This is a genomic window from Pseudomonas sp. TSO6, assembly GCF_056098905.1.
The window spans coordinates 92,747-119,009 of the sequence record NZ_JBLZWV010000069.1 but is presented as its reverse complement, the minus strand read 5'-3'; the positions used below and the strand labels follow the sequence as shown (position 1 = coordinate 119,009).

At 63.1% G+C, this 26,263-nt stretch carries 20 protein-coding genes and 1 pseudogene; 13 read left to right on the top strand and 8 right to left on the bottom strand.

The window, feature by feature from the left end; genetic code table 11:
• Positions 1-46: 46 nt before the first annotated feature.
• From mdtD to ACN6NG_RS27405, 5 genes and pseudogenes are all read right to left on the bottom strand, one after another.
• Positions 47-1,474, bottom strand: a complete 1,428-nt coding sequence (gene mdtD / locus ACN6NG_RS27425; protein WP_016501936.1) for a multidrug transporter subunit MdtD — start codon at positions 1,472-1,474, stop codon at positions 47-49.
• 127 nt (positions 1,475-1,601) lie between these two features.
• On the bottom strand, positions 1,602-2,921 hold the full coding sequence (locus tag ACN6NG_RS27420) for a TldD/PmbA family protein (RefSeq protein WP_474317167.1): 1,320 nt from the start codon (positions 2,919-2,921) through the stop codon (positions 1,602-1,604).
• On the bottom strand, positions 2,921-4,363 hold the full coding sequence (locus ACN6NG_RS27415) for a TldD/PmbA family protein (protein ID WP_474317163.1): 1,443 nt from the start codon (positions 4,361-4,363) through the stop codon (positions 2,921-2,923). The genes ACN6NG_RS27420 and ACN6NG_RS27415 overlap by 1 nt, the downstream gene beginning before the upstream one ends.
• A gap of 32 nt (positions 4,364-4,395) precedes the next feature.
• A pseudogene (locus tag ACN6NG_RS27410) lies at positions 4,396-4,494 on the bottom strand (hypothetical protein); the annotation flags it as partial.
• On the bottom strand, positions 4,485-5,363 hold the full coding sequence (locus tag ACN6NG_RS27405; RefSeq protein ID WP_474317160.1) for a LysR substrate-binding domain-containing protein: 879 nt from the start codon (positions 5,361-5,363) through the stop codon (positions 4,485-4,487). The gene ACN6NG_RS27405 and the pseudogene ACN6NG_RS27410, both read right to left, overlap by 10 nt.
• A 352-nt stretch (positions 5,364-5,715) precedes the next feature.
• On the opposite strand from ACN6NG_RS27405, the gene ACN6NG_RS27400 reads away from it, so the two are divergent.
• From ACN6NG_RS27400 to ACN6NG_RS27390, 3 genes are all read left to right on the top strand, one after another.
• On the top strand, positions 5,716-5,979 hold the full coding sequence (locus tag ACN6NG_RS27400; RefSeq protein WP_063423377.1) for a DUF3077 domain-containing protein: 264 nt from the start codon (positions 5,716-5,718) through the stop codon (positions 5,977-5,979).
• Between the two features lie 328 nt (positions 5,980-6,307).
• Positions 6,308-6,607 carry a hypothetical protein gene (locus ACN6NG_RS27395; RefSeq protein ID WP_063423378.1) on the top strand — a complete coding sequence of 100 codons (300 nt, stop codon included), beginning with the start codon at positions 6,308-6,310 and terminating at the stop codon, positions 6,605-6,607.
• A gap of 2 nt (positions 6,608-6,609) precedes the next feature.
• Positions 6,610-7,542, top strand: a complete 933-nt coding sequence (locus ACN6NG_RS27390) for a DMT family transporter (RefSeq protein WP_474317157.1) — start codon at positions 6,610-6,612, stop codon at positions 7,540-7,542.
• Here the strand turns inward: ACN6NG_RS27390 and ACN6NG_RS27385 are convergent.
• Positions 7,539-9,341, bottom strand: a complete 1,803-nt coding sequence (locus ACN6NG_RS27385; protein ID WP_474317154.1) for an acyl-CoA dehydrogenase — start codon at positions 9,339-9,341, stop codon at positions 7,539-7,541. The genes ACN6NG_RS27390 and ACN6NG_RS27385 overlap by 4 nt on opposite strands.
• Positions 9,342-9,853: 512 nt before the next feature.
• On the opposite strand from ACN6NG_RS27385, the gene ACN6NG_RS27380 reads away from it, so the two are divergent.
• Entirely contained in the window at positions 9,854-10,096 is a 243-nt protein-coding gene (locus ACN6NG_RS27380; RefSeq protein WP_474317152.1) for a hypothetical protein, read from the top strand.
• 373 nt (positions 10,097-10,469) lie between these two features.
• Here ACN6NG_RS27380 and putA read toward each other — a convergent pair whose 3' ends face one another.
• On the bottom strand, positions 10,470-14,423 hold the full coding sequence (gene putA / locus ACN6NG_RS27375) for a trifunctional transcriptional regulator/proline dehydrogenase/L-glutamate gamma-semialdehyde dehydrogenase (protein ID WP_063423382.1): 3,954 nt from the start codon (positions 14,421-14,423) through the stop codon (positions 10,470-10,472).
• 357 nt (positions 14,424-14,780) lie between these two features.
• On the opposite strand from putA, the gene putP reads away from it, so the two are divergent.
• The 9 genes from putP (at position 14,781) to ACN6NG_RS27330 (ending at position 25,641) form a co-directional block, all read left to right on the top strand.
• Positions 14,781-16,259, top strand: coding sequence for a sodium/proline symporter PutP (gene putP / locus ACN6NG_RS27370; protein WP_338745437.1), 1,479 nt, complete (start codon positions 14,781-14,783; stop codon positions 16,257-16,259).
• 185 nt (positions 16,260-16,444) lie between these two features.
• Positions 16,445-17,281 (top strand): 23S rRNA (adenine(2030)-N(6))-methyltransferase RlmJ, encoded by an 837-nt coding sequence (locus ACN6NG_RS27365; protein ID WP_063423384.1) that lies wholly within the window; start codon positions 16,445-16,447, stop codon positions 17,279-17,281.
• Positions 17,282-17,501: 220 nt separating this feature from the next.
• On the top strand, positions 17,502-19,259 hold the full coding sequence (locus ACN6NG_RS27360) for a carbamoyltransferase family protein (protein ID WP_016501928.1): 1,758 nt from the start codon (positions 17,502-17,504) through the stop codon (positions 19,257-19,259).
• A complete protein-coding gene (locus ACN6NG_RS27355) occupies positions 19,243-20,373 on the top strand; it encodes a glycosyltransferase (protein ID WP_063423385.1) in 1,131 nt (376 codons plus the stop codon). The genes ACN6NG_RS27360 and ACN6NG_RS27355 overlap by 17 nt, the downstream gene beginning before the upstream one ends.
• A complete protein-coding gene (locus ACN6NG_RS27350; RefSeq protein ID WP_063423386.1) occupies positions 20,373-21,269 on the top strand; it encodes an antimicrobial resistance protein Mig-14 in 897 nt (298 codons plus the stop codon). The genes ACN6NG_RS27355 and ACN6NG_RS27350 overlap by 1 nt, the downstream gene beginning before the upstream one ends.
• Positions 21,266-22,669 carry a PIG-L deacetylase family protein gene (locus ACN6NG_RS27345; protein ID WP_474317145.1) on the top strand — a complete coding sequence of 468 codons (1,404 nt, stop codon included), beginning with the start codon at positions 21,266-21,268 and terminating at the stop codon, positions 22,667-22,669. Before ACN6NG_RS27350 ends, ACN6NG_RS27345 begins: the two co-directional genes overlap by 4 nt.
• A gap of 48 nt (positions 22,670-22,717) precedes the next feature.
• A complete protein-coding gene (locus ACN6NG_RS27340; protein WP_016501924.1) occupies positions 22,718-23,674 on the top strand; it encodes a glycosyltransferase family protein in 957 nt (318 codons plus the stop codon).
• A 64-nt stretch (positions 23,675-23,738) separates the two neighbouring features.
• Positions 23,739-24,512, top strand: a complete 774-nt coding sequence (locus tag ACN6NG_RS27335) for a glycosyltransferase family 2 protein (RefSeq protein WP_063423388.1) — start codon at positions 23,739-23,741, stop codon at positions 24,510-24,512.
• Between the two features lie 37 nt (positions 24,513-24,549).
• A complete protein-coding gene (locus tag ACN6NG_RS27330) occupies positions 24,550-25,641 on the top strand; it encodes a glycosyltransferase (RefSeq protein ID WP_049277149.1) in 1,092 nt (363 codons plus the stop codon).
• Between the two features lie 3 nt (positions 25,642-25,644).
• Here ACN6NG_RS27330 and ACN6NG_RS27325 read toward each other — a convergent pair whose 3' ends face one another.
• Entirely contained in the window at positions 25,645-26,250 is a 606-nt protein-coding gene (locus ACN6NG_RS27325) for a protein kinase family protein (RefSeq protein WP_063423389.1), read from the bottom strand.
• Positions 26,251-26,263 lie beyond the last annotated feature (13 nt).

Sequence of the window (26,263 nt, the reverse complement as noted above, 5' to 3'; positions counted from 1 at the left end):
AAGCGAAAAAATGCCGCACAGTCTACCAGCCTCGTGGCCATTCGCCCTACGGTTCCATGTGTTGTTCCGGACGACGGGCACGCCTTCCGTCCGTCGGCGCCAGTTGCAGGAAGATCGCTGCCGCCAGCATGGCCATCACGCCGATGGTGACAAACGTCAACTGGAAGGCGCCAAGGGTGCTTTCCACACCCTCGGCGCTACCGGCGGCGGTAAAGCCTCCAAGCAAGGCGCCGGCACAGGCCACGCCCAGGCTCAGCGCCAATTGTGCGACCACCGACAGCAGGCTGTTGCCGCTGCTGGCGCTGGCGTCATCGAGGTCGATCAGGGTTACCGTGTTCATGGCCGTGAACTGCATGGAGTTGACCGCGCCCAGCAGGCCCAGCTGGATCAGCAGCACTGCGTACGGTGTCTGCTCATCGACCAGGCCGAGGCTGGCCAGCAGCAGGCCCAGCAACAAGGTGTTGCCGGTGAGGATGATGCGGTAGCCGAAGCGCTCGATCAGCGGCCTTGCGACAGACTTGGCCAGCATGGCCGCTGCCGCCAGCGGGATCATGCTCATACCGGCCTGGGCGGGTGAGTAGCCCAGTGCCACCTGCAGCAGCAAAGGCACCAGGAACGGCAGGGCGCCGCTGCCCAGGCGGGCGAACAAGTTGCCGAGGATGCCGATGGCGAAGGTGCGCACGCGGAACAGGCTGGGCGAGAACAGCGGCTCCGGGTCGCGCCCGGCGCGCAGCCAGTAGGCGGCCAGGCAGGCCATGCCGGCGAACAGCAGCAACATCACCCGCAGGTGCGGCAGGTGCAACTCGCCCAGGCCTTCCATGGCGATGGTGATCAATACCATCGCTGCGCCAAACAACAGGAACCCAGGGCCGTCGAACGAGGTTCGCTCGGCACCGCGCAGGTCCGGGATGAACTTCCAGACGGCAATGCAGCCGATCAGGCCGACTGGCAGGTTGAGCAGGAAGATCCAGTGCCAGCTGAGGATTTCCACCAGCCAGCCGCCGACGGTTGGCCCCAGCAGTGGGCCGAGCAGGCCAGGGATGGTGATGAAACTCATGATCCGCACCAGCTCGCTGCGCGGGTAGGCGCGCAGCACCACCAGCCGCCCGACCGGCAGCATCAGTGCACCGCCCAGGCCCTGGACGACGCGGGCGAAGATCAGGAAGCCGAGGCTATTGGCTGCTGCGCACAGCAGCGAGCCGAAGCTGAACAGCAGGATGGCGCTGAAGAAGATGCGCTTGGTGCCAAAACGGTCGGCGATCCAGCCCGAGGCGGGGATCAGCAGGGCCACGGTGAGCATGTAGGCGATGATCACACCCTGCATGCGCAGCGGGTCTTCGGAAAGCGAGCGGGCCATGGCCGGCAGCGCGGTGTTGAGGATGGTGCCGTCCAGGGACTGCATGAAGAAAGCGATGGCCACCACCCAGGGGATCCAGCGGGCGGTGACGGGGTCCAGCGGGGTGCGCTCAGGCATGACTTCCTCGTTTGTCAGTGCCGCCCCTTTCGCGGCTAAAGCCGCTCCCACAGGGATATCACTACATTTGAGGGCAGTGGAAATCCTGTGGGAGCGGCTTAAGCCGCGAAAGGGCCGGCAAGTCCAGTCACAATGTCAGGGTCAGGCCTTTGACCAGTGCCCCGGGCAAATGGCTCGACCCGGTACTGCGCTGGCCATAGGTACTGGTCGACAAGATCATCTCGCGCTCCCGGGTCAGGTCCTCCAGCTGGCTACCCAGCAAGCTGTAAAGGCTGTCATCGAAGCGCATGGTGCTCACCGGCCCCTGGATCTGCCCGTTTTCCACCCAGAAGGTCGCGAAGCGGGTCAGCCCGGTCATGCGCGCTGCCGGCAGGTCAGAGTAGTTCAGGTACCACAGGTTGCTGATGTACAGCCCGGTGCCAAGCCGCTCAAGGACCTGCTCATTGGCCAGGTTGCCTGGCGCCAGGCTGAGCGCGCAGGGCGACTCGTAGCTGTCGGCGCCATTGGCCAGCAGCTCGAACTCGACCGCGCTGCGTGCGCAGATCAAGCGTTGCTGCGCCGCGCCTTGCTTGATCAACGGCACATCCAGGCGTGGCGCCCCTTCATCGGAAAACGCCGGGCTTAGCGAGCCGCTGACCTGCTCGGTGAAGCTTACCAGCGGGCTTAACCGTGCATCGCCGTTGTACAGGCGCTGCAAGGCGCTGTTGCCGGTGGCGAGGGCCTGTGCGGAAAAACCGCCCCAGCACAGCATGCCGGCGATTTCGTCCATGGCCGCAGGCGCCAGGTAGGCGCGGTAGCTGCCGGGTTTGAGGGTGACCGCAGGGCGACCGAGGAAGCCTAGCTGTTCACGTGCCTGGCGCAGGCGCTCGGTGAAGTCGTCGGCGCTCCACTGCTGGCCGGCATAGTTGGCCTTCACCGCCTGGCCGTTTTCGTGGAACAGGCTCCAGTCAACGTTGAAGCTGTTGGCCTGGTGCCAGCCAAAGGCCCCGAACGAACTGGCGAAGCCCCGGCAGATCGGGCCGGCGGCGTAAATGCCGACCAGGTCCAAGTCGCCAGCTTCACGGTCGAGCAGGGCCAGTACTTCGTCCAGTGCGGGCAGGGGATGGTCCAGCAGGCTGTGGCTGTGCCAGGCGCTTTCGTCCAGGCGCAGGTACGGGTCGAGGGCCAGCAACGGCAAGGTGTGGCGCAGTTGCTCAAGGGCATCGCTCAGGCGCTGGCGGTCCAGTTGCACGTCGCCACTCAAGGTCACTTGCTGTTCCGCCTGGCGGCCATCGCGCACCAGCCGCAGTTGCGCGCTTGCCTGGCTCACTTCACCGGCCTGGCGCACCTTGGCGTGGTTGAACCGCACGAACTGCGACTGTTCTGCGCTGTAGCCGAGGGTGAACTGCTCGCCTGCTTGCAGGGCAGCGCGTACATCCCCGACAAGCGTTTCGAAAGCGTGCTTCATCAGGCGTCTCCTCCGAATACATCGATCTGGCGGAACACACAGGCCGGCGAGGCGTGCCCGACCCGCACCACCTGGTTGGGTTCGCCCTTGCCGCAGTTGGGCGTGCCCAGCACCTGGAAGGTACTGCGGTCGCCGACCGCCGACAGGTTGCGCCAGAACTGCGCGGAGATGCCGCGGTAGTTGGGGTTCTTGACGATGCCCTTGAGCTCGCCGTTTTCAATCAACTGGCCATATTCACAGCCGAACTGGAACTTGTTGCGCGCATCATCGATGGACCACGAGCGGTTGGTACGCATCAGGATGCCGTGCTCGATGCCTTGCACCAGTTGCTCCAGGCTCTGATCACCCGGTTCGATGTTGAGGTTGGCCATGCGGTCGATCGGTGCACGGTTCCAGCCACAGGCGCGGCTGTTGGCCACGCCGTCCAGGCCAGAACGGAACTGCGACAGCGCGCCGCCCAGTGGGCGCAGCAGCAGGCCGTCGCGGATCAGGAACTGCTTGCTGGCCGGGCTGCCGTCATCATCGAAGCTGTAGCTGGCCAGCTCTTCGCCGATGGTCGGGTCGAAGGTCACGTTCAACAGGCTGGAGCCGTACTGCAGGTGGCCGAAGTCGCTGGCTTTGACGAAGCTGGTGCCCGCGTAGTTGCGCTCGTCACCGAGAATGCGGTCCATCTCCAGCGGGTGGCCGATCGATTCGTGGATCTGCAGCATCATCTGGTCGGGCATCAGCAGCAGGTCGCGCGGGCCGCTGGGAGTGTTGGGGGCCAGCAGCAGTTGCAGTGCCTCGTCGGCCACCTGCCGGGCGGCGCCGACCAGCCCGCAGCGCTCGATGATCTCGAAACCGCCCTGCTGGCCGAAGTTGTCGCGGCCCAGGCTGCGGCTCTGGCTGTCCTTGCCGTCGCTGGCGGTTACGCCCAGGCCCGGGAACAGAAAACGCTGTGCATGGCGCAGTTCTGCGCCAGCGGAGTTCAGGTAGGTTTGCTCGACCAGGCTCATACCCAGACTGGCCTGCCAGTCCACCAGGCGGCTGTCTTTGGGCACGCTGGCCGATTCGGCGGCGAGCAGGCCAAGGCAGTCGGCGAGGCTGGGTACGGGCTGGTCGAAGTTGGGCGAGATATGGTCGTGGCGTGCGCTGGTCACCGGCTGGTTGCGCAGGTCCAGCAGGCTGTGTGGGGCAATCTGCCGGGCCAGCGCCTCGGCTTGTTCCAATGCGCGTTGCAGGCCAGCCTCGGAGAGGTCGGCGGTGGCCGCATAGGCCTCCACGCCGTTGACCCGCACGGTGAGCATGGCGCCTTCGTCCTGGCTGAAGAAGGGTGGCTCGGCGACATTGCGGCGAACCGACAGCGCCTGGTGCGACTGTTTCACATGGCGCAGGGAAAACAACTCGGCCGTACTGCGCAGCGCGGCAAAGCGCTGGCGCAGCAGGGCGCTGGAATCGAACATGCAAAAGCCTCCGTGTACACGGTGGCTCCCCCTTAGAACCACTCGTCCTGCATGGTGAGGCAAGTGTCGTCGCGCGCCTCTAGCAATGCCAGCTCATTATGGCAGCCCGGTACTTCCCAGGTCAGGAAATAACACCGGTTGCTGACAGCCCATCTTTCTGAATGGCAGCTTTCAACATTTCGTTCAGTTGCAACGCGACATGGTGGGAGGTATCCGTCAGCAGGTAAAGGTGATGTTCCGGGAGCGCGGGCAGGCCCTTCCCTTCCATGAACGCGAGCGATGTATCGCCGCTGTCCAGCCCTTCGACGATGCCGACGGCCAGGCCACTGCGCATGCATGCCAGCACCGCATGCCAGTTGGCGCTTTCAAGCAGGATACGGTAGGCAATGCCGTGAGCCTTCAACGCCTGCAGGGCCGCTTCTCGGTAGGGGCAGCCCTTCAGCTGCAGTGCCAGTGGCAAGGGGCGACTGGCATCGTACTCGAACCCAGGCGCAGCGGCCCAGCGCGGCTGGGTGGTGCGAAGCCATTCACCTTGCTGCCAGTGTTCACTGCTGACCGCCACTGCCAGGTCCAGTCGTTGTCGCGCAAACAGGTCGATGAGTTCTGCGCTGGAGCATGCCACCGCTTCCAGTTCCAGTTTCGGGTTGCTGGCGACGAACACCGGTAAAAAATCGCTCATGAGGTTGGCGGCATAGCCGTCCGGTACACCCAGGCGAACCTTGCCCGTGATCTGCTGCGACGACAGCGTAGCCAGCAGCCGGTCATGGGCCATCAAGAAGCGGGTTGCCTCACCCAGCAAGTGCCGGCCTGCCGAGGTCAGCTCCACCGACTGGTTGCTGCGGGCAAACAATTGTTGGCCGACCTTCTCCTCCAGCTTCTGGATCTGCGTGGTCACTGCCGATGGGCTGCGGTGTACGTAGTCGGCTGCATCCTTGAAGCGACCAAGCCGGGCGACTGCCTGGAAGGTTCTCAATACGTCTATGTCGAGGGCTTTACCCATGTAACCACCTGATTTGGTCGGATCGAACCAGCACTTCGATTTAATCAACTGTACAGGCTTTATACCCCCTCCTACTGTGTGGCTACAGCATGGTTGCCCCTCAAAAATGCAATGGAATGATACGGATGAGTAACAGGCCACGCTGGAGTCGGCATCGATTCGGCTACAGATGTCTGCTGAGTTTTGGACTTTTCATTGAGGTTTGAGTGATGTGTTGTCTGAACGGGCCTTTTCGCGGGTAAACCCGCTTCTACAACGCTCATCCCATGCCATGGCTTGCGGTGGACTTTGGAGCGGGTTTACCGGCGAAAGGGCCGCACAGGCAGTCGATAAATTCCAGGGGATTTGAGCAATGACAACAGAAGACACGCAGTTGACCGTCGGCAAGACTACCTTCTACCAAGGCGAAAACGGCGCCCACCCACTGTTCCGCATCGAGCCCGGCATCCCGTGTAGGGACGCCCGCGAGCAGTCTTCTGAATTGATGGGCTATGTGCGCGAACTGACGATCACTGGGTTGATGGATGAAAAGCCGATGATGATCTGGGCTGCCCACTATCTGAGCGCGATGGCCAAGGCGCTGATGGACGATGCTGAGTTGGGGATGAAGCAGTGAGGCCTATGTTCAAGGTGCATCAGGGCCGCCATGTGTTCGCCGCAAAAATTTCAGCGCCTATCACATCGACCTCACAGTGGCCCAAGAGACTTTGCTTCACCATCAGGAGCTGAGCCTCATCACTTTGTTCGGTTTCGAGACGTGCAATGAGCTGCCAGTGAGTACGAACAGGCTGATCGGTAACTGGCAGGGGATTACACCTCCATCTTTTCAGAGGCGCCCGGCACTGCAACTGCCGTGTGGTGGACGAGTTCGCCAGTGGCGATGGCTCGGTGCGCTACCAGATCGCGAAGTACCTCCAGTAGCAACTCACGGGGACACACAGATCATGAACTCAGACAGCTTACCCCTGTTCGAACGCGGCTTTGGCCGCGTGAAGCTGGCACTCAAGTCGACGCTGAAACGCGCACCAAGGTCTTCACCGGCCTGGTTGGGCGAGCAGCCAGCCTGGCGCGACGAACTGCTATGCCAAGGTTGCAACGTCAGCGGCACCAGAACACTCGATCAGCTGGGGAATGCCCGCAGCCTGGGGTTGCACTGGGCCTTGCAGCGGCCGGCCGCCCGGCAATATGCACGTATCGGTATCGAGCCGATCACGTTCGAGGAACTGCACAACACAGGGGCGTGATCATGCCAAGCAGTGCGCCATACCTGATTCTGCTGCAAATAATCTTTGTTCTTTCGTGGAGTTCAGGCTTCATTGGTGCCCGCCTGGGCACGGAGGAAGCTGGCGCAATAAACCTGCTGTTCTGGCGGTTTCTGTTGGTCAGCATCTGCCTCCTGCCTTTCGTGGTTCATCGCTTGCGTACGCTGTCGTGGGCGCAGGTGCGCTACAACACGGTGATAGGTTTTTTAGCCCAGTTCGCATATCTGGTCAGTGTATATATCGCCATCCGGGGCGGGCTGCCGGCAGGAATAGCCGCCATCATCTGCGCGCTCCAGCCATTGATCACGGCATCCATGAGCAACAGGGACCAGCATGAGCGCAGCGGCCGCCAGGAGTGGGTGGGGCTAGGAGTTGGCTTTGCTGGCGTGAGCGTGGTCATTTTCGGTGAGTACAACCTCTCCACCACCCGGCTGGACCTCTGGCTTTACGCGCTGCCGCTGATCGCCGCTATCACGCTGTCCATCGCCACTCTCTATCAGCGGCGGCAATCGGTCATGGCAACAGACCACAGCAAGGATGGCTTGCTGATGCCACTGTTTCTGCAGTCCACTGCGACGCTGGTATTGCTTACTGCCACAGGCTTGCCGCTGGGCTTGATCGAAGTGCCTGCCAGTACGCAGGTGTGGGCGGCAGTTGCCTGGCTGACGCTGTTCTCGACTTTCATCGCCTACTTGAGCCTTTGGATATTGCTGACAAAGCTGTCGGCGACCCGCGTGTCGGCGCTGGTTTATCTGGAGCCTCCGGTCACGCTGCTGTGGGCTGCTCTGATGTTCGGCGACGCAATCAACTGGACGACCTATGTGGGCATCGCAGTGGTCGCGACAGGCCTCGCTATTACTCGTAACCCACGCAGGTCGGGGCGGGCAGCGAGCGTCGAACATGGAGGCACCCCTTAGAACCACTCTTCTTGCATGCTCAGGCAGGCGTTGTCGCGAGCCTCGAGCAGAGCCAGTTCGTGATGGCAGCCCGGTACTTCCCAGGTCAGGAAATAACGCGCGGCCTGCAGCTTGCCCTGATAGAAGTCGTGATCGGCAGGGTGACCTTTCTGCAGGCCAAGCTCGGCGTGAATGGCCTGTTCCAGCCAGCGCCAGCCGATCACGCAGTGGCCGAAGGCCTTGAGGTACAAGGCCGAGTTGGCCAGGGCACCAGCGACTTCGCCATGCGCCATGTCGCCGAGCAGGGCCAGTGTCACGGCCTGCAGGCGGTTGACCAGTTGCTCCAGTGGCTGGCGCAGTGGGTGGAGTTTGGGGTGGTGGCTTGCACGTTCGCCGGTGGTGGCGATCAGGCGGATCAGTTGCTTGAGCCCGGCACCATGGTTCTGTGCCAGCTTGCGGCCGAGCAAATCGAGTGACTGGATGCCTTCGGTGCCCTCGTGGATCGGGTTCAGGCGATTGTCGCGGTAGTACTGTTCCACCGGGTATTCGCGGGTATAGCCGTGGCCACCGAGAATCTGGATCGCCAGTTCGTTGGCCTTGAGGCAGAACGTCGAGGGCCACGACTTGACGATCGGGGTCAGCAGGTCGAGCAGCGCCTGCGCTTCTGTGCGCGACGTTTCATCATCGGCGGTGTGGGTATCGTCGAACAGGCGCGCGGCGTAAAGGCCCAGGTCGAAGGCGCCTTCCACGTACGCCTTCTGTGCCAGCAGCATACGTTTCACATCGGTGTGCCCGATGATCGGCACCGCCGGGCTGAGCGGGTCTTTGTTGTCCGGCAGCCGGCCTTGCGGCCGTTGGCGGGCATATTCCAGCGAATACAGGTAGCCGGCGTATCCGAGCATCACCGCGCCCATGCCAACGCCGATGCGCGCCTCGTTCATCATCTGGAACATGCAGGCCAGGCCCTGGTGCGGCTGGCCCACCAGGTAGCCGACGCACTGGCCGTTGTCGCCGAAGTTCAGCGCGGTGGAGGTGGTGCCGCGCCAGCCCATCTTGTGGAAAAGCCCGGCCAGCAGCACGTCGTTGCGCGGGCCACGTCTGCCGTCGGGGTTGACGTGGTACTTGGGCACGATGAACAGCGAGATGCCTTTCACCCCGGGCGGCGCGTCCGGCAGCTTGGCCAGCACCATGTGCACGATGTTTTCCGACAGTTCGTGGTCGCCACCGGAGATGAAGATCTTGTTGCCCTTGAGCCGGTAGCTGCCGTCGCCCGCAGGTTCGGCGCGGGTGCGGATGTCGGCCAGCGACGAGCCTGCGTGGGGTTCGGTCAGGGCCATGGTGCCGAAGTAGCGGCCCTCGATCATTGGCTGCAGGAACAGACGCTTCTGTTCCTCTGTGCCGAAACTTTCGATCAGGTTGGCTGCGCCCATGGTCAGGAACGGGTAGGCCGTGGTGCCGGCGTTGGCAGCCTGGAAGTGAGCGAAGCAGGCCTGCGAAACCAGGCTGGGCAGCTGCATGCCGCCGACCTCGAAGTCCCGGTTGGCGTTGAGGAAGCCGGCTTCGAGGAAGGCGTCGACGGCAGGCTTGACCTCGGGGATCAGTTCAGCGCGGCCGTCCACGTAGCGCGGCTCGTTTTCGTCGGCCTTGCGGTTATGCGGGGCGAAGAACTTCTCGGCGATGGTGCGCGCGGTGGTCAGCGCCGCGTCGAAGGTTTCGCGGCTGTGCTCGGCAAAGCGCGGGCGCTGGGTGAGGGCTTGGGCGTCGAGCACTTCGTAGAGTTCGAAGGCCAGGTTGCGGGGGCTGAGCAGGGTCTCGGGCATGGTGGCGATCCTGGGGCGGGATGCTGCGAGTGTAGGGAATCGGGTGGGGTGGGGGGAGGTTAATAGGTTTGGGTGATATGGGTTTAGAACGGGTGGGGCATACAGGTGCTTGCCTTGATGTTTTCTGCGCCTGTGAGACCGAGCGCCGCCCGCGCGGCGCATCGCGACGCAAGGCCGCTCCCACATTTATTTCGGGCCAGTCCATCCTGTGAGGCCACCGCTGTCCGCCTTGTTTGTTCCATGCGGTATTGAAGGGGGTGCAGTCGCTCTTTATCGCTCTCCAGCCATGCACCCAGGGTGCGCGCGCCATAGGCACAGGAGAGACTGGCCCGAAACAGATGTGGGAGCGGCCTTGCGTCGCGATGCGCCGCGCGGGCGGCGCTCGATTTCACAGGCGCTGCAAAGGGTGAGGCGAACACCTTCCAGCCTTCTGCCGGTCTGTCAACCCATGCACAGCTGCCACCCTCTTGTTTGACAGCAGATGGCGGTGGTCCTTACCGAGAAAAAACCCAATGCTGAAGATAGTCCCTGATCCACCCTCTAACACCCCATCCCTCGAAGGCATCCTTAGCCAGTCTACGGACTACGCGTTATGCGCAGCCACCGTGGTGCATCAGGCGTTGCTGCTTCAGCCTAAATCACCGGCTTCGATCCTGATGATGACCCCCATGCACGAGCTTGAGGCGCTGCGGACTTTGCTTGAGGCGGCATTGGTTCAGGTGCAGATGCCCGTAGAGCCTAGGCCTTGGCATTGAGGCTTGTGTGATGCGTCGCTTGGACGGGCCTCTTCGCGGGTAAACCCGCTCCCACAGGATCACCACAGGCTTCAAAACTGCACAGTACTTGTGGGAGCGGGTTCACCCGCGAAAGGGCCGGTCCAGGCAGTCGAGAATTTTCAGGGGATACAATAATGACGACCGAAGACACCCAGTTCACCGTCGGCAAGACAACTTTCTACCAAGGTGTCTTCGGATCGCATGGAGGCTGACAGGTGTTCGCCACGACAATTTTTGCGCCAGTGAGACCGAGCGCCGCCCGCGCGGCGCTCGATCTCACAGGCGCCAAACATCTCAAGATATGCGCCCATAAAAAAGGAGAGCCGAAGCTCCCCTTTTTTATCAACAGCAATCAGCCAATGGTCATCAAGCTGGCATTACCACCCGCAGCCGCAGTGTTCACACTCACCGCCCGCTCAATCACCAACCGCTCCAGCGCAATCTGGTGATCCCCGCTGGACAGCCCGTGCACACCGACGATCGCACCAGCACGCTTGGCCACCTGCTGGCACACGCCGCGCAGCTGGTCCGAGTCGCCATGGTGAATCACGGCGTCGAACGCCACGTCATCCTTGTTCCAGTCCGCCACCAGCTTGACCTTGGCCTGCAGCTCACGCGGCAGGCGGGCACGCAGGGCCTTGCCCGGTTCGCCGTCTGCCCACACCGCCGAGCTACCAACGGCCAGTACTGCAGCCAGTTGCGCCAGCAGGTCAGCCTCGTTGTCCGCCAAGCACAGCACGTGCTCGCGCGGCAGGATGGTGTAGCTGTTGCGCTCGCCGGTCGGGCCTGGCAGCAGGCGGGCGATGCCGCTCTGCGACTGGCTGGCGAACTGGTCGCACAGCGCAGCCAGGTCGGCCAGCTGGTTGCTCTGGGCCCAGGCCTTCAGGCCGTGCAGCGGCTTGACCAGCTGTTCGTGCAGGGTACGGTCCGGCTTGCCTTCGCCATCCTGATGCTGGAAGTGGCGGCCAATCGCGTCGGCGGGGCGGGTCGACAGCAGGCGGTACAGGTACAGCGGGCCGCCGGCTTTCGGGCCGGTGCCAGACAAGCCTTCACCACCGAATGGCTGCACGCCCACCACTGCACCAACGATGTTGCGGTTGACGTACATGTTGCCGGCGTTGGCGTTTTCCACCACCTTGGCGATGGTCTCGTCGATGCGGGTGTGCACGCCCAGGGTCAGGCCGTAACCGGAGGCGTTGATCTGCTCGATCAGCTGGTCCAGGTTGCGGCGGTTGTAACGCACCACGTGCAGCACCGGCCCGAAGATTTCACGCTTCAGTTCGTCGAAGCTGTCCAGCTCGATCAGGGTCGGCATCACGAAGGTGCCGCGCTTGACCTCGGCAGCATCGGCAATGGCGACCTGATAGACCGAACGGCCTTTCTCACGCATGCCCTGGATGTGCTTCTCGATACCGGCCTTGGCTTCGGCGTCGATCACCGGGCCAATGTCCACGGCCAGGCGGTCCGGGCAGCCCAGGCGGCTTTCGGCCATGGCGCCCTTGAGCATTTCGATCACGCGGTCGGCGGAGTCTTCCTGCAGGCACAGCACGCGCAGGGCGGAGCAACGCTGGCCGGCACTGTCGAAGGCCGAGGACACCACGTCGATCACCACCTGCTCGGTCAGTGCCGAGGAGTCGACGATCATCGCGTTCTGGCCGCCGGTTTCGGCAATCAGCGGGATCGGACGGCCCTGGTTGTCCAGGCGACCGGCGACGTTGCGCTGCAGCAGGCGGGCAACCTCGGTGGAGCCGGTGAACATCACGCCTTTGACGCGCTCGTCACCGACCAGTCCGGCACCGACGGTTTCGCCGCGGCCTGGCAGCAGTTGCAGCACGCCCTCTGGGATGCCGGCTTCCAGCAGCAGGCGCACGGCCTGGGCAGCGATCAGCGGGGTTTGCTCGGCTGGCTTGGCCAGCACCGGGTTGCCGGCAGCCAGGGCCGCAGCTACCTGGCCGGTGAAGATCGCCAGCGGGAAGTTCCACGGGCTGATGCACACCACCGGGCCCAGCGGGCGGTGGGCGTCGTTGCTGAAATCGTTGCGTGCCTGCACGGCGTAGTAGCGCAGGAAGTCCACGGCTTCACGCACTTCGGCGATGGCGTTGGCGAAGGTCTTGCCGGCCTCGCGGATGAGCAGGCCCATCAACGGCTGGATTTCGGCCTCCATCAGGTCGGCAGTGCGTTCCAGAATGGCAGCACGCTCGGCGGGTGGGGTGGCCTGCCAGATCGGCGCGGCGTTCAGTGCGCACTGGATGGCGTTGTCGACGTCGGCAACGGTGGCTTCCTGCACATGGCCAACCACGTCGCGATGATCCGCCGGGTTCAGTACCGGCGCGGCAGCGCTTTCGCTGGCGGCGCAGGCCAGCAGCGGGGCGGCCTTCCAGTCGTTGTGAGCGGTGGCCAGCATGGCGCAGGACAGCGACGCCAGGCGGTGTTCGTTGGCCATGTCGATGCCGGCCGAGTTGGCCCGTTCGGTGCCATACAGGTCACGCGGCAGCGGAATGCGCGGGTGTGGCAGGCCGATGTTGCCTTCCTGGGTGCCCATGCGCTCGATGCTGGCGACCGGGTCGGCGACCAGTTCCTGGATGGAAATCGAGTGGTCGGCGATGCGGTTGACGAACGAGGTGTTGGCGCCGTTTTCCAGCAGGCGACGCACCAGGTAGGCCAGCAGCGTTTCGTGGGTGCCGACCGGTGCATAGACGCGGCACGGACGGTTCAGCTTGCCATCGGCAATCTTGCCGACCACTTGCTCGTACAGCGGCTCGCCCATGCCGTGCAGGCACTGGAACTCGTACTGGCCCGGGTAGTAGTTCTGCCCGGCAATGTGGTAGATGGCCGAGAGAGTGTGGGCGTTGTGGGTGGCGAACTGCGGGTAGATGGCTTCTGGCACGGCCAGCAGCTTGCGGGCGCAGGCCACGTAGGACACGTCGGTGTACACCTTGCGGGTGTAGACCGGGTAGCCTTCCAGGCCCTCGACCTGGGCGCGCTTGATCTCGCTGTCCCAGTAGGCGCCTTTCACCAGGCGGATCATCAGGCGGTGGCGGCTGCGCTTGGCCAGGTCGATGACGTAGTCGATCACGTACGGGCAGCGCTTCTGGTAGGCCTGGATGACAAAGCCGATCCCGTTCCAGCCTGCCAGCGACGGCTCGAAGCACAGGCGCTCGAGCAAATCGAGCGACAGCTCAAGGCGGTCGGCTTCTTCGGCGTCGATGTTCAGGCCGATGTCGTACTGCTTGGCCAGCAGGGTCAGCGACAGCAGGCGCGGGTACAGCTCTTCCATCACGCGCTCGTACTGGGCGCGGCTGTAGCGCGGGTGCAGTGCCGACAGCTTGATCGAGATGCCCGGGCCTTCATAGATGCCGCGGCCATGGGAGGCCTTGCCAATCGAGTGGATGGCCTGCTCGTAGGACGCCAGGTACTTCTGCGCATCGTGCTCGGTAAGCGCAGCTTCGCCGAGCATGTCGTAGGAATAGCGGAAACCCTTGGCCTCAAAGCGGCTGGCATTGGCCAGTGCTTCGGCGATGGTCTCGCCAGTGACGAACTGCTCGCCCATCAGGCGCATGGCCATGTCGACGCCCTTGCGGATCATCGGCTCGCCGCTCTTGCCGATGATGCGCGTGAGTGAGGAGGTAAGGCCGGATTCGTTGTGGGTGCTGACCAGCTTGCCGGTCAGCAGCAGGCCCCAGGTGGCGGCGTTGACGAACAGCGACGGGCTGTTGCCCAGGTGCGGCTGCCAGTTGCCGGTGCTGATCTTGTCGCGGATCAGCGCATCGCGAGTGCCCTTGTCGGGGATGCGCAGCAGGGCTTCGGCCAGGCACATCAGCGCCACGCCTTCCTGGGACGACAGTGAGAACTCCTGCAGCAGGCCCTGGACGATGCCGGCACGGCCGCCAGCGCTCTTCTGGTTGCGCAGTTTTTCGGCGATGCCAGCGGCCAGCTTGTTGGTGGCCTCGGCCAGCGGTGCGCTCAGGCGCGCCTGCTCCAACAGCATTGGTACCACTTCCTGCTCGGGGCGGCGGTAGGCGGCGGTGATCGCCGAACGTAGTACCGACTGTGGCAGGATGCTTTCGGCAAATTCGAGGAAGCACTGGTGGCTGTGGTCGGCCTGAACATCACCGGCATCATCAGCCAGGCTGGTGGCGTGGCCGTTGAGTTCGGTCAGGGTGGCACCACCCTCGAGCTTCTCCAGGTAATTGAAGATCGCTTGCTTGATCAACCAGTGCGGCGTGCGGTCAATCGACTGCGCAGCTGCCTTGAGTCGCTCACGGGTCGGGTCATCGAGTTTGACCCCAAGGGTGGTCGTCGCCATTTCTTATCCTCGTTATTGCCACGGCTGTGGCCTAAGCTGGCGCCAAGAGTAGCTGTAGGACAATTCGGGTGCAACCAGGTGCAACCCGAATTTTTTGTGTAAAAGGTGCAACTCGTCTGACAGACATTTCCACACCCTGAAAAGGGGCGTTTCCGGTTCGTTTTGATCTGAAAAATCGGCTTGATGCGCCAAAAAGGAGCAAAAAAGTGGCTTTTACAAAAAATGCTCAAGCGGGTGCAACTTGTAAAAGAAAAATGGTTGCACCTGCTTTGCGTTGTTGCATAGGATTCGCCGCCTGGGTGCAACCGCCATGGCTGCGGTTGTGCATGAGATAAAAACAAACGCCAGGGCACACGCATGGGCAATCCACTAACGATCACTTTCGTGGTCTACATCGCGGCAATGGTGCTGATCGGCTTCGCCGCCTATCGCGCCACCAACAACCTTTCCGATTACATTCTGGGCGGTCGCAGCCTGGGTAGCGTGGTCACCGCGCTGTCTGCCGGCGCATCCGACATGAGCGGCTGGCTGCTGATGGGCCTACCGGGCGCCATCTACTTCTCGGGCCTGTCCGAGGCCTGGATCGCCATCGGCCTGACCGTTGGTGCTTACCTCAACTGGCTGTTCGTGGCCGGCCGGCTGCGCGTGCAGACCGAGCACAACGGTGATGCGCTGACCCTGCCGGACTACTTCGCCAGCCGTTTCGAAGACAATAGCGGCCTGCTGCGTATCATTTCGGCGATCGTCATCCTGGTGTTCTTCACCATTTACTGCGCCTCTGGCATCGTTGCCGGTGCCCGTCTGTTCGAGAGCACCTTTGGCATGCCGTACGAGACTGCCCTGTGGGCTGGCGCCGCAGCTACCATCGCCTACACCTTCGTGGGTGGCTTCCTGGCGGTGAGCTGGACCGATACGGTGCAGGCTTCGCTGATGATCTTCGCACTGATCCTGACCCCGGTGATCGTGCTGATTTCCACTGGCGGCTTCGACACCACCTTTGCTGCCATCGAGGCGGTGAACCCGGCCAACTTCGACATGTTCAAGGGTGCCACCTTCATCGGCATCATCTCGCTGATGGGTTGGGGCCTGGGCTACTTCGGCCAGCCGCACATCCTGGCGCGCTTCATGGCCGCCGATTCGGTGAAATCCATCGCCAAGGCTCGCCGCATCTCCATGACCTGGATGATCCTGTGCCTGGCTGGTACCTGCGCCGTGGGCTTCTTCGGCATCGCCTACTTCTCGGCCAACCCTGACCTGGCAGGCCCGGTCACCGAGAACCATGAGCGTGTCTTCATCGAGCTGGCCAAGATCCTGTTCAACCCATGGATCGCCGGCGTGCTGCTGTCGGCTATTCTGGCGGCGGTGATGAGCACCCTGAGCTGTCAGCTGCTGGTGTGCTCAAGCGCCCTGACCGAAGACTTCTACAAGGCCTTCCTGCGCAAGAACGCTTCGCAGGTCGAGCTGGTGTGGGTCGGTCGGCTGATGGTACTGGCCGTGGCACTGATTGCCATCGCCATGGCTGCCAACCCGGAAAACCGCGTGCTAGGCCTGGTGGCTTATGCCTGGGCTGGCTTCGGTGCGGCCTTCGGCCCGGTGGTGCTGATTTCGGTGCTGTGGAAAGGCATGACCCGTAACGGCGCGCTGGCCGGTATCGTGGTTGGTGCACTGACCGTGATCCTGTGGAAGCAGATCGATACCTGGGGCCTGTACGAAATCATCCCGGGCTTCCTGCTGGCGAGCATCGCCATTGTTCTGGTTAGCAAGCTGGGCAGCCCGTCGAAAGCGATGGTGCAGCGCTTCGAGACAGCAGACGCGGCGTATCACGCTGACAAGTAATACCCGTTGAATCGGCGTTGCCTTCTTCGCGGGCTTGCCCGCTCCCAAAGGTACTGCGCAGGGTCTGAGAACTGTGCAGGCCCTGTGGGGGCGGGTTTACCCGCCAAGCAGGCGCCGCCGATCAGCAGCCAGGCCTGACTCCGCCTGCAAGGCAAGGTAAACTTGCCACCCCCGCAGGAGTTGCCATGAACTATCGTCACGCCTTCCACGCCGGCAACCACGCCGACGTCCTCAAACACATCGTGCTGACCCGCCTCATCGCCTTGATGTCGCGCAAGGAGCAGCCGTTCGCCTACATCGATACCCACGCAGGGCTCGGTCTGTACGACCTGCAAGGCGACCAGGCAACCCGCACCGGCGAGTACCTGGAAGGCGTCGCCCGCCTGTGGGGCCGCGATGATGTGCCGGCCATGGCTACCGATTACCTGCGTGTCATCAAGCGCCTGAACGCCGACGGTGAGCTGCGTTACTACCCGGGTTCGCCCGAGCTGGCGCGCCGCCTGATGCGTCAGCAAGATCGCGCGCTGCTCAACGAAAAGCACCCTGAAGACGGGCCGCTGCTCAAAGAGAACATGAAAAAAGACCCGCGTGTGGTCGTGCACCTGGGCGAAGGCTGGCATGTGCCCAGGGCCCTGCTGCCGGTGCAGGAAAAGCGCGCGATCATGCTGATCGACCCGCCGTTCGAGCAGGCCGATGAGCTCAAGCGCTGCACCAATTCCATGAAAGAGGCGATCAGCCGCATGCGCCAGACTGTCGCGGCCATCTGGTACCCGATCAAGGACCAGCGCTCGCTGACGCGTTACTACCAGGACCTGACCAGCACCGGCGCGCCGAAGCTGCTGCGGGTCGAGCTGTATGTGCACCATCAGGATAGCCCGCAGGGCCTCAATGGTTCGGGCCTGGCCATCGCCAACCCGCCGTGGGGCCTGGAAGAAGAGCTCAAGGAGCTGCTGCCGTGGCTCGCCAAAGAGCTGGCCCAGACGGACGGTAGCTACCGCATGGACTGGCTCATCGCCGAATAGTATTGCTTGCCTGTACTGGCCTCATCGCCGGCAAGCCAGCTCCCACAGGAACACCACTGCCCTCAAGGGAGATGCAGTACTTGTGGGAGCTGGCTTGCCGGCGATGAGGCCAGTACAGGTTGCCGCGTTGCGCGCATGTTTGCGTTATAATCCCGCCCTTTAGCCGCCACCCGCCCAAGAGGCCGCTGGCGCATTTTTACCGAATGAAGAGGCTAATCCCTTGGCATTGACGATTCTTGGCCTGTCCGGCGCCCTTAGCCATGACCCTTCCGCGGCCCTGTACATTGACGGCAAGCTGATTGCCGCCGCCGAAGAAGAGCGGTTCGTGCGTGACAAGCATGCGAAGAACCGCATGCCCTACGAGTCGGCGAAGTTCTGCCTGGAGCAGGCGGGCATCAAGCCTTCCGACGTCGACGTGGTAGCCATCCCGTTCGCCCCGATCAGCCTGTTCGGCAAGGCGCGCTGGCACTATGCCAAGCGTTACTGGTACGCCCCGGATCGCGCCCTCGACGCCATCCTGATGGGCAACCGTCGCTACAAGCGCTACCGCAAGAAGATCGTCTGGTGCCTGGAGCAGCTGGGCTTCGACCCGAAAAAGGTCAAGATCGAGCCAGTCGAGCACCACTTGGCCCACGCCTCCAGTGCCTACCACTGCTCGGGCTTCAAGGAAAAAACCGCGATCCTCGGCATTGACGGTAAAGGCGAATACGCCACCACCTTCTTTGGCTACGGCGAAAACGGCAAGATCCACAAGATCAAGGAATTCTTTGACCCGGACTCCCTGGGCGGCTTGTATGGCGCAATCACCGAGTTCCTCGGCTTCGAGATGCTTGACGGCGAGTTCAAAGTCATGGGCATGGCGCCGTATGGCGACGCCAGCAAGTACGACTTCTCGCGCCTTGCCAGCTTCGAAAACGGCGAGCTGGTGATCAACACCGAGTACGCCAACGTCATCGGCCTGCGCCGCTATAAAGAGAAGGGCAAGGGGTTCTACTTCTCGCCAAAGCTGATCGAATGGCTGGGCCCCAAGCGCGAAGGCGATATCGCAGACGAGCCTTACATTCACTACGCGGCCAGCATGCAGGCGCTGTTCGAGAAGCTGGCGCTGCAGATGATCGACCACTACCTGGGCGACACCCTGCGTGAAACCGGCAAGCTGGCCTTCGCCGGCGGCTGTGCGCTGAACGTCAAGCTCAACCAGAAGATCATCGCCCGCCCGGACGTGAAAGAACTGTTTGTGCAGCCGGCCTCTGGCGACGCCGGTACTGCTGTCGGCGCGGCCGCCTATGTTTCCCACGCCCGTGGCGTACCGGTCGAGAAGATGGAACACGTCTACCTCGGCCCGTCGTACTCCAACGAAGACGTCATCGCCGCCTGCGCCCGTCACCCGGACCAGCCGAAGTGGCGCAAGCTCGACAACATGCCGCAGCAGATCGCCCAGATCATGGTCGATGGCAACCCGGTGGCCTGGTTCCAGGGCCGCATGGAGTTTGGCCCGCGTGCCCTGGGTGGCCGCTCGATCATTGGCTGCCCAAGCGTCGAAGGCGTGGCTGACCGCATCAACCACCAGATCAAGTTCCGCGAGCGCTGGAGACCTTTCTGCCCGTCGATGCTCGACACCGTTGCCCCGCAGATGATCAAGGTCGACCACCCGGCACCGTTCATGACCTTCACCTTCGAAGTGGCTGAAGAGTGGAAGACCCGCGTACCGGAAGTGGTGCACGAGGACGGTACTTCGCGTGCCCAGGTACTCAAGCGCGAGTACAACCCGCGCTACTACGACATGATGAAGGCGCTGGAAGACCTGACCGGCAATGGCGTGTCGCTGAACACCTCGCTGAACCGCCGCGGTGAACCGATGATCTGCTCGCCGACCGACGCCCTGAACATGTTCTTCGGCTCGGACCTGCAGTACCTGATCATGGAAGACATCCTGGTTGTGAAGGACGGCGCGGCCGCGTATGACCAGCCGCTCTGAACCGCGCATCCTGCAGTTCTGCCATGGCTATGACGGGCCGTTCCTCGACTGTGCCCGTCAGTACGCCAGCCTGTTCCAGGGGCGTGGCTACCAGGTCACCACAGTGTTCCTCACCGGTGCAGCCGACCCGCAGGTAGCGGCCGGCTGCGCATCGGACGAGGTGCTGTTTCTGGAGTTCAGCTCCAAGGCTGTGCGTGGCCTGAAGCTCGGTGCAATCCGTGCCTTGCGGCGCATCGCGGCCGAGCGCAACTTCGCCTTCTGCATTGCCCACCGCTTCAAGCCCATCTACGTGGCCTTGCTGGGTACCGGCCTGCCGGTCATTGGCGTGCACCATGCCTTTGGCGACTATGAGCGCAAAGGCCGTCGGCTGTTCGCCAACCTGTTCAGCAAGCGCCTGAGCCTGCTGGGCGTGTCGGACGCGGTGCGTGACGACATGCGCCGCTGCCTGCCACAGTGGCCGGCCGAGCGCATCCAGACCCTGTACAACCGCATCGACATCGACGCCCTGCAAACAGCCCTGGTGTCGCGCGTCGAGGCACGCCAGGCCCTGGGCCTGGATGCCCAGGCGTGGGTCGTCGGCAACGTCGGGCGCCTGCACCCGGATAAGGACCAGGCCACGCTGCTGCGTGGTTTTGCCCAGGCGCTGCCCGCGCTGCCGGCCGGTGCGCGTCTGGCGATCCTCGGCAAGGGCCGGCTGGAAGCCGAACTCAAAGCCCTGGCCGCCGAGCTGGGCATTGCCGGGCAGGTGGATTTCCTGGGCCAGGTGCCGGATGCACGCCGCTATTTCCAGGCCTTCGACGTGTTCGCCCTGAGCTCCGACCATGAGCCGTTCGGCATGGTCCTGCTCGAAGCCATGGTTGCCGGCGTGCCGGTGCTGGCCACGGCCTGTGGCGGGGCCCGCGAAGTGGTCGAGGGTGTGGGTGTGCTGTTCCCGCTAGGCGATGCCGCACAGTTGGCCCACGGGCTGAAGCATATGGCCACGCTGGACGCTGAACAGCGTCAGGCCTGTGCCGGGCACATGCTGCAGCGCCTGCATGAACGCTTCTCCGATCAAGCGGTACGCGAGGCCTTCTGGCAGCTGCCGCAAGTACGTGCGCTGGTGGGGCAGGCCTGATGCTCAATCGTATCCAGGCCTTCCGCGAGCGCGGTTGGCAAACCATCGACGCCAAGGCCTATGCCGAGGCGTGGGCGCGTTTTGGTGGCAGTGTTGCCACCCATCCGCTGGTGGTCGAGCAACTGGCTGACCTGGCGCAGATCCCGGTGCGTTACCTGGGCTGGTACCAGGCCGGCGAACTGAAAGCCGCCATCCCGACCTGGGGGCGCCACCTTGCGCTGGCCAAGGACGTGCTCAAACGTGCCGGCAAAAAAGCCCTGTTCGACCTGGGCAATGCCGAAATCATCCTGCCGGCGGCGGCCGATGCCGCTGCACCGTTGCGCCATACCGCACGCTACCTGTCCGAACTGTGCCAGGGCCGTTTCAGCGGCCTCAAGGCGCAGAAGGAACAGCTGGCGATGGCGCGGGCGCACGAAGACCTGTCGAAAAAATTCCGCTACAACCAGCGCCGCGAGTTGCGCCTGCTGGAAGAGGCGGGTGGCATGGTACGCCCGATCAGCGACTTCAGTGCTCAGGAAATCGCCAGGATGTACTGCGACCTGTTCCAGCGCCGCTGGGGCTTCCCGGCCACCGGTGCCGAGCGCATGGCCGAGGTGCTGGAGCGCCTGCGCGAGCTGCTGATCGGCTCGGTGCTGATGCTGGAGGGCAAGCCGATTGCCATTCAGCTGGTGTATCGCGTCGAAGCGCCGGGATGGGTCAGTGTCGAGTACATCAATGGCGGTGTAGACCCGGAAACCAAGGCCTTCAGCCCCGGCAGCGTATTGAGCTTCCTCAATACCCAGGCCGCCTGGGAAGATGCCCGGGCGCGCAACAAGCCATTGCGCTTCTCGTTTGGCCGTGCCGACCGCGAATACAAAGACCGTTGGTGCAACCCTGTGCCGGTGTATCAGGCGTGAGCCGCAAGCAGCAGTTGCTCAAGCGCCATCGGCGCAACAAGCGCCTGGGCTTGCTGACCGGCCTGGTCGCGCTGATCGCCCTCGGCGTGTTGGCCTGGTGGTGGCTGCCGCTGTTGCTGTTACCGCTGCTCTGGGCCGCCCACGAGGCCTGGTTTGCCGACCACCTGTTCTATGCGCCAGGCGAGGACTACGCCTACGATTTCGGTGAACAGGCGCGGGAAGTTCCTGCCAGCCTGCACGATGGGCTGCTCAAGGCTGACTGCGCATTGCAGGGCGATGAAACCCTTGTGCTGGAGCTGCGGGTAAAAGGCAGCTGGCTCGGGCGGTTCTTCGACCCGCAGGTTGTGCTGGTGGCGGCTGACCAGACCGACCGGCAAACCTTCGAGCGTGGCGTCGATGGCGTGCGATTTCTCAACCTGACCGGCCTGGCTGCGCCGCTGCAAGCCGGCATGTTGCGCTTGCGTGGTCGCCATTGCCGGCTGCTGGGCGAGCCGCGTCTGTGGATAACCTCGGCGGTCGACCTGCAACGGCGCCGGGTGATGGTGATTGCGCCGCATGCCGACGACGCCGAGCTGGCTGCCTATGGCCTTTACAGCCAGGCGGATGAAGCCTGGGTAGTGACGCTGACCGCCGGTGAAATCGAGGCCGAGCACTACCAGCAGATGGGCCTGGCCAAGGCCGAGGCAGCGCGCCTGAAGGGTCGCCTGCGCGCCTGGGACAGCATCGCGGTGCCGCGCTGGGCCGGTGTGCCGGAGTCGCGTTGCGTGCAACTGGGTTACTTCTGCCTGCAACTGCCTGCCATGCAGGCAGCGCCCGACCAGCCGGCAGCCTCCCGTGAGGCCGACCTCGCCGATATCCGCGTGTTCCGCCAGTTCAACCCGTTCCCGCTGCCGGCCGATCGCGATGGCGCGCCAACCTGGCACAACCTGCTGGCCGACCTGCGTGCCCTGTTGGAAAGGGCCAAGCCAGAAGTACTGGTGATGCCGCACCCGCAGCTCGACCCGCACCCTGATCACATCTGTGCACAAGCAGCAGTGCTTGAAGCCTTGCAAGGCCTGGCCTGGCAGCCAAAAAACCTGCTGTGCTACGCCAACCACCTGCATGATAACGACCGCTGGCCCATGGGCGACAGCGGCGATGGCGTGGCCTTGCCTCCGCAGTTGAGTGCTGCGCAGGCCTGGGCACCTTGCAGCCTGGTGCTGGACCTGGCTACCCAGCATGACAAGGCCATGGCCCTGGGCATGATGCACGACCTGCAGCCGCCCGCGCCGTTCAAGCGCCGCCTGCGCCGCTTGCTGCAACGCTGGCTGGCTGGGCGGCGGCCCTCGCCTTACGGGGAGAACGAGTTCTTCCGCAAGGCCGTGCGCCGACACGAGCTGTTCTGGCGGCGCGAGCTGTAAGCACGCCCCATGGTTGACCGCGATGGCGCAGAGCGCCCAAGGAAAGCAATGAAAGTCCTATTTCTGGTGCAGAAGGAACAGCGGGCGATTCTAGACCGCCTGTACGATGGCGTCGCGGCCAACTGCGAGTGCGACCTGCGTTGGCTGACCAGCGAAGACCAGCGCAACCTGCGTCGCTATTTCAAGCGCGAAGTGCAGGTCGAGCGCTATGACCGCATCGTGTTCTTCCTGCGCTTCAAGCAGGAAATCCGCCAAGTGGCCTTCATCCGCACCGTACCGAACCTGGTGATCCTCGAGCACGACGCCTACCAGAACTACATTCCGTGCAAGTACACCGGCAAATTCAGCGCTCATTACCGCCAATTGCCATGGGCACGGGTGATCAGCTCTGGCTACATGGTCAGCGAGCGCTTGCGCCAGGAAGGTTTCGATGCGGTGTTCGTGCCTAAGGGCTACGACGAGCAATTGCTGACCGACCAGGGGCGTGAGCGCGACATCGAACTGGCCTTCGTCGGCAGTGTCAACAGCGTGGCCTACAGCGGGCGCAAGGCGCTGCTGGACGAGCTGGGGCAGGTCGAGAACCTGCTGGTAACCCGTACCAAGTCGGGTGAAGACTATTGCAACACGCTGAACCGAATTCGTTTCTTCGTCAGTGCCGACGTTGGCATGGGCGAATACATGATCAAGAACTTCGAAGCCATGGCCTGTGGTTGCGTGTTGCTGGCGTACGACCAGGGCGAGGAAGAAAACCGCGCATTGGGCCTGCAGGACATGCACAACGTGGTGTTCTATGACAACATCCCGACCCTTCAGGCAAAGCTCCGCCGTTTGCGTGCAGACCCTGAGCTGGCCCGGCAGATTGCAGAAAATGGCCGCCATCTGGCGGTTTCCCGTTTCAGTTTCGCCGCAGTTGGACGTAGCATCGTCGACCATATGCGCCCCGCGCTCAGGCCCCATCCGCCGTTGTCTGCGTGGCAGCGGCTGCGCCTGAAGCTGGGCATCTAAACAAGAGCTTTCGCGCCCAGGAGCGGGTGTTGAAAGCCGATAGTCGCAATGCGGAGGGAGTCCGGTGCGCTTTTCAGAAGAAAGTGATGTCACGCTTGTCGTGACCAGTTGTGGGCGGTTCGATCTGCTCAAAGACACCCTTGAGAGTTTCGAACGCTACAACACCGCGCCCATTCGCGAAGTGTTCATCACCGAAGATTCCGGTGACGATGCCGTGCATGGCGCTGTGCCAGAGCACTGGAAACCGCACTGCAAGGTGTTCGTCAACCGGCCCAAGCTCGGCCAGTTGCCGTCTATCGACCTGGCCTACAGCCACGTAAAAACGCCGTATATCTTCCACTGCGAAGACGACTGGCATTTCTACCGGCAGGCCTTTGTCGAAGATTCACGGGCCATTCTGGATACCAGCCCGGACGTGTTGCAGGTGTGGCTGCGCAGCCATGCCCACGACCTGGCTATTCATAGCCCGTACATCCACCTGGGTGATCGCCAGATCATCGCCGGCGTCCCGTGCTATCCGCTGTTATCCGACAAGGCTGAATGGCAGGCGTTTTCGCTCAATCCTGGCCTGCGTCGGTTGAGTGATTACCAGCGCTGTGCGCCATTTGCCGCCTATGCTGGAGAGAAGGCGCTTTCCCGACGCTACGCTGAGTTGAATCTGACAGCGGTCACCTTGGAGGGAGATGCGGTGTTGCACACTGGATTCGGCAATCACGTGATCTTGCCCGTTGAAGTGGAGCGCAAGGCCAAGCGTCGCCAACGTGATCGGATCAAACTGGCATTGACGCTGGTGACAGGTGCCTTGATTGGCATGGGTATCACCCTTTTTGTTCAATGAAGTCGCTGTCCCACCTGACATGAGCGGGAGAGGGCCCATGAACATCGTCAATATGATGTGGGCGGGCGGAACGCCGTACATGTCCATCCACAAGGTGCATCGGCAAGTGCTTTCGCACGCCGGTACCGATGCCCGGATCAGTAACTGGTTGCTGCTGGGTAGCGGGCTGTGCTGTGGGCTCGGTTCGACACGAGAATGGCACATGCCACCCCGGGCGTTGAAAGGGCGGCATCTGTGGCGCCTGCTGCGGCCGTGGTTGCGCATGCGTTTGCGCAAGGCGCTGACCGAGGCCAAGGCAGAAATCGTATTGCTTGACGGTATTGGCGTCGCGCGGCTGGTGCTGCCGCTGCTGCAAACCATTCCACAGGTGCGGGCCAAGGTGCTGTTCCATGGCAAGACCCGCCTGAACAGCAGCGATATTCGCCTGTTGAGTATGCTTCCGGCCGAGCGTCTGAGCATCGCAGCAGTGTCGCGTACGCTTGCCGAGGCGCTGGAGCATGACCTGGGCAGGCCGGTGCAGACCCTACGCATGGCGCTCGACCCGCTGGCGTTCGTCGAACCGTTGCTGAGCCGGGACAAGGCCAGGCAGGCGCTGCAGCTGCCTCAGGCCGAAGGGGTGACGCTGGGCGCGGTCGGGCGGTTGGTAGAGAGCAAAGGCTTCGAAATGCTGATAGAGGCATTCGCCAAGGCCATTGCAAGGCAACCGGGCCTGCAGCTGGCGATCATTGGTGAGGGGCCGCAGCATGCCGTGCTGCAGGAGCGTATCGATGCGCTGGGCCTGGCTGGGCGGGTTCATCTGCGCGGTCACCGCGAGGACCTGCAGCAGCTCTATCGGGCATTCGACTGGCTGTTGGTGCCTTCGCGTTCCGAGGGCCTGGGGCTGGTAGTGCAAGAGGCGGTGATGGCCGATGTACCGGTGGTGTGCAGTGACCTGCCTGTGTTTCGCGAGCAGTTGCGTGACACCGGTGGCTACCTGCCCGTTGCCGACGAGAGCGCCTGGGCTGAAGCGATCGAGCGTTGCACAGCCCTCAGCGCCCCGGCGGTAGCTGCGCGGCAGCGTCAGGCGCTGGCGCCGGAGCAAGCCTGGCAGGCCTTCTGCACCGGCTCGCAGAGCCTGTTGCGCAACTGACGCTCAGCGCGCCAGCAGGGCTGCCTCGAAGGCGGCCAGGGGGAACCGGTCGCTCAGGTTCTCCCGCTCGATATAGCGCACCATGTGCTGCACATTGCGACGAATCATGCGGGCCGACAACGGCGGGCGCAGGAAGCGCATGTCGGCCACATCGATCAGGCCCAGGTGCTGGTCAGGGGTAACCACAACATTGCCCAGGTGCAACGAGCGGAAGTACACGCCGCTGTGGTGCAGCTGGCGCACCAGCTGGATCAGTTGGGGCAGATACGTGTCCCAGCTGAAGCCTTCATCGCGCGACATTTGCAGCAAGGTGCGCCCGGGTAGCGGCCGATACAGCACAGCAGTGCGGCCTGGCTGGTCGAGCTTGTGCTGGCTGATCACCTCGAGGGTGGGGATACCCAGTTGCGCCAGGCGCGCGGCGTTATCGACGAAGCGCTGTGAGTAGGGGCGCAGCAGTGCAGATGAAATCAGCCGCTTCCTACGAAAAACCTTGAGGAAATTACCATCCGCGAGCAGGTAGACTTTGGCGCCATGGCTGTCTGCCTCAAGCACCTGTGCGCCTTGTGTCAGCTGATCGAAGTCGACCTGGGTGAGCCGGGAGCATTGCATGAATAGAGCCTTG

What these genes read in the sequence shown, in the direction of transcription:
- ACN6NG_RS27390 (WP_474317157.1), top strand. Translation starts at nt 6,610, where the DNA reads ATGCCAAGCAGTGCGCCATACCTGATTCTGCTGCAAATAATCTTTGTT.
- ACN6NG_RS27400 (WP_063423377.1), top strand. Translation starts at nt 5,716, where the DNA reads ATGACAACAGAAGACACGCAGTTGACCGTCGGCAAGACTACCTTCTAC.
- ACN6NG_RS27330 (WP_049277149.1), top strand. Translation starts at nt 24,550, where the DNA reads ATGAACATCGTCAATATGATGTGGGCGGGCGGAACGCCGTACATGTCC.
- ACN6NG_RS27355 (WP_063423385.1), top strand. Translation starts at nt 19,243, where the DNA reads ATGACCAGCCGCTCTGAACCGCGCATCCTGCAGTTCTGCCATGGCTAT.
- ACN6NG_RS27420 (WP_474317167.1), bottom strand. Translation starts at nt 2,921, where the DNA reads ATGAAGCACGCTTTCGAAACGCTTGTCGGGGATGTACGCGCTGCCCTG.
- ACN6NG_RS27385 (WP_474317154.1), bottom strand. Translation starts at nt 9,341, where the DNA reads ATGCCCGAGACCCTGCTCAGCCCCCGCAACCTGGCCTTCGAACTCTAC.
- ACN6NG_RS27380 (WP_474317152.1), top strand. Translation starts at nt 9,854, where the DNA reads ATGCTGAAGATAGTCCCTGATCCACCCTCTAACACCCCATCCCTCGAA.
- ACN6NG_RS27415 (WP_474317163.1), bottom strand. Translation starts at nt 4,363, where the DNA reads ATGTTCGATTCCAGCGCCCTGCTGCGCCAGCGCTTTGCCGCGCTGCGC.
- putP (WP_338745437.1), top strand. Translation starts at nt 14,781, where the DNA reads ATGGGCAATCCACTAACGATCACTTTCGTGGTCTACATCGCGGCAATG.
- ACN6NG_RS27405 (WP_474317160.1), bottom strand. Translation starts at nt 5,363, where the DNA reads ATGGGTAAAGCCCTCGACATAGACGTATTGAGAACCTTCCAGGCAGTC.
- mdtD (WP_016501936.1), bottom strand. Translation starts at nt 1,474, where the DNA reads ATGCCTGAGCGCACCCCGCTGGACCCCGTCACCGCCCGCTGGATCCCC.
- ACN6NG_RS27365 (WP_063423384.1), top strand. Translation starts at nt 16,445, where the DNA reads ATGAACTATCGTCACGCCTTCCACGCCGGCAACCACGCCGACGTCCTC.
- putA (WP_063423382.1), bottom strand. Translation starts at nt 14,423, where the DNA reads ATGGCGACGACCACCCTTGGGGTCAAACTCGATGACCCGACCCGTGAG.
- ACN6NG_RS27350 (WP_063423386.1), top strand. Translation starts at nt 20,373, where the DNA reads ATGCTCAATCGTATCCAGGCCTTCCGCGAGCGCGGTTGGCAAACCATC.
- ACN6NG_RS27340 (WP_016501924.1), top strand. Translation starts at nt 22,718, where the DNA reads ATGAAAGTCCTATTTCTGGTGCAGAAGGAACAGCGGGCGATTCTAGAC.
- ACN6NG_RS27325 (WP_063423389.1), bottom strand. Translation starts at nt 26,250, where the DNA reads ATGCAATGCTCCCGGCTCACCCAGGTCGACTTCGATCAGCTGACACAA.
- ACN6NG_RS27395 (WP_063423378.1), top strand. Translation starts at nt 6,308, where the DNA reads ATGAACTCAGACAGCTTACCCCTGTTCGAACGCGGCTTTGGCCGCGTG.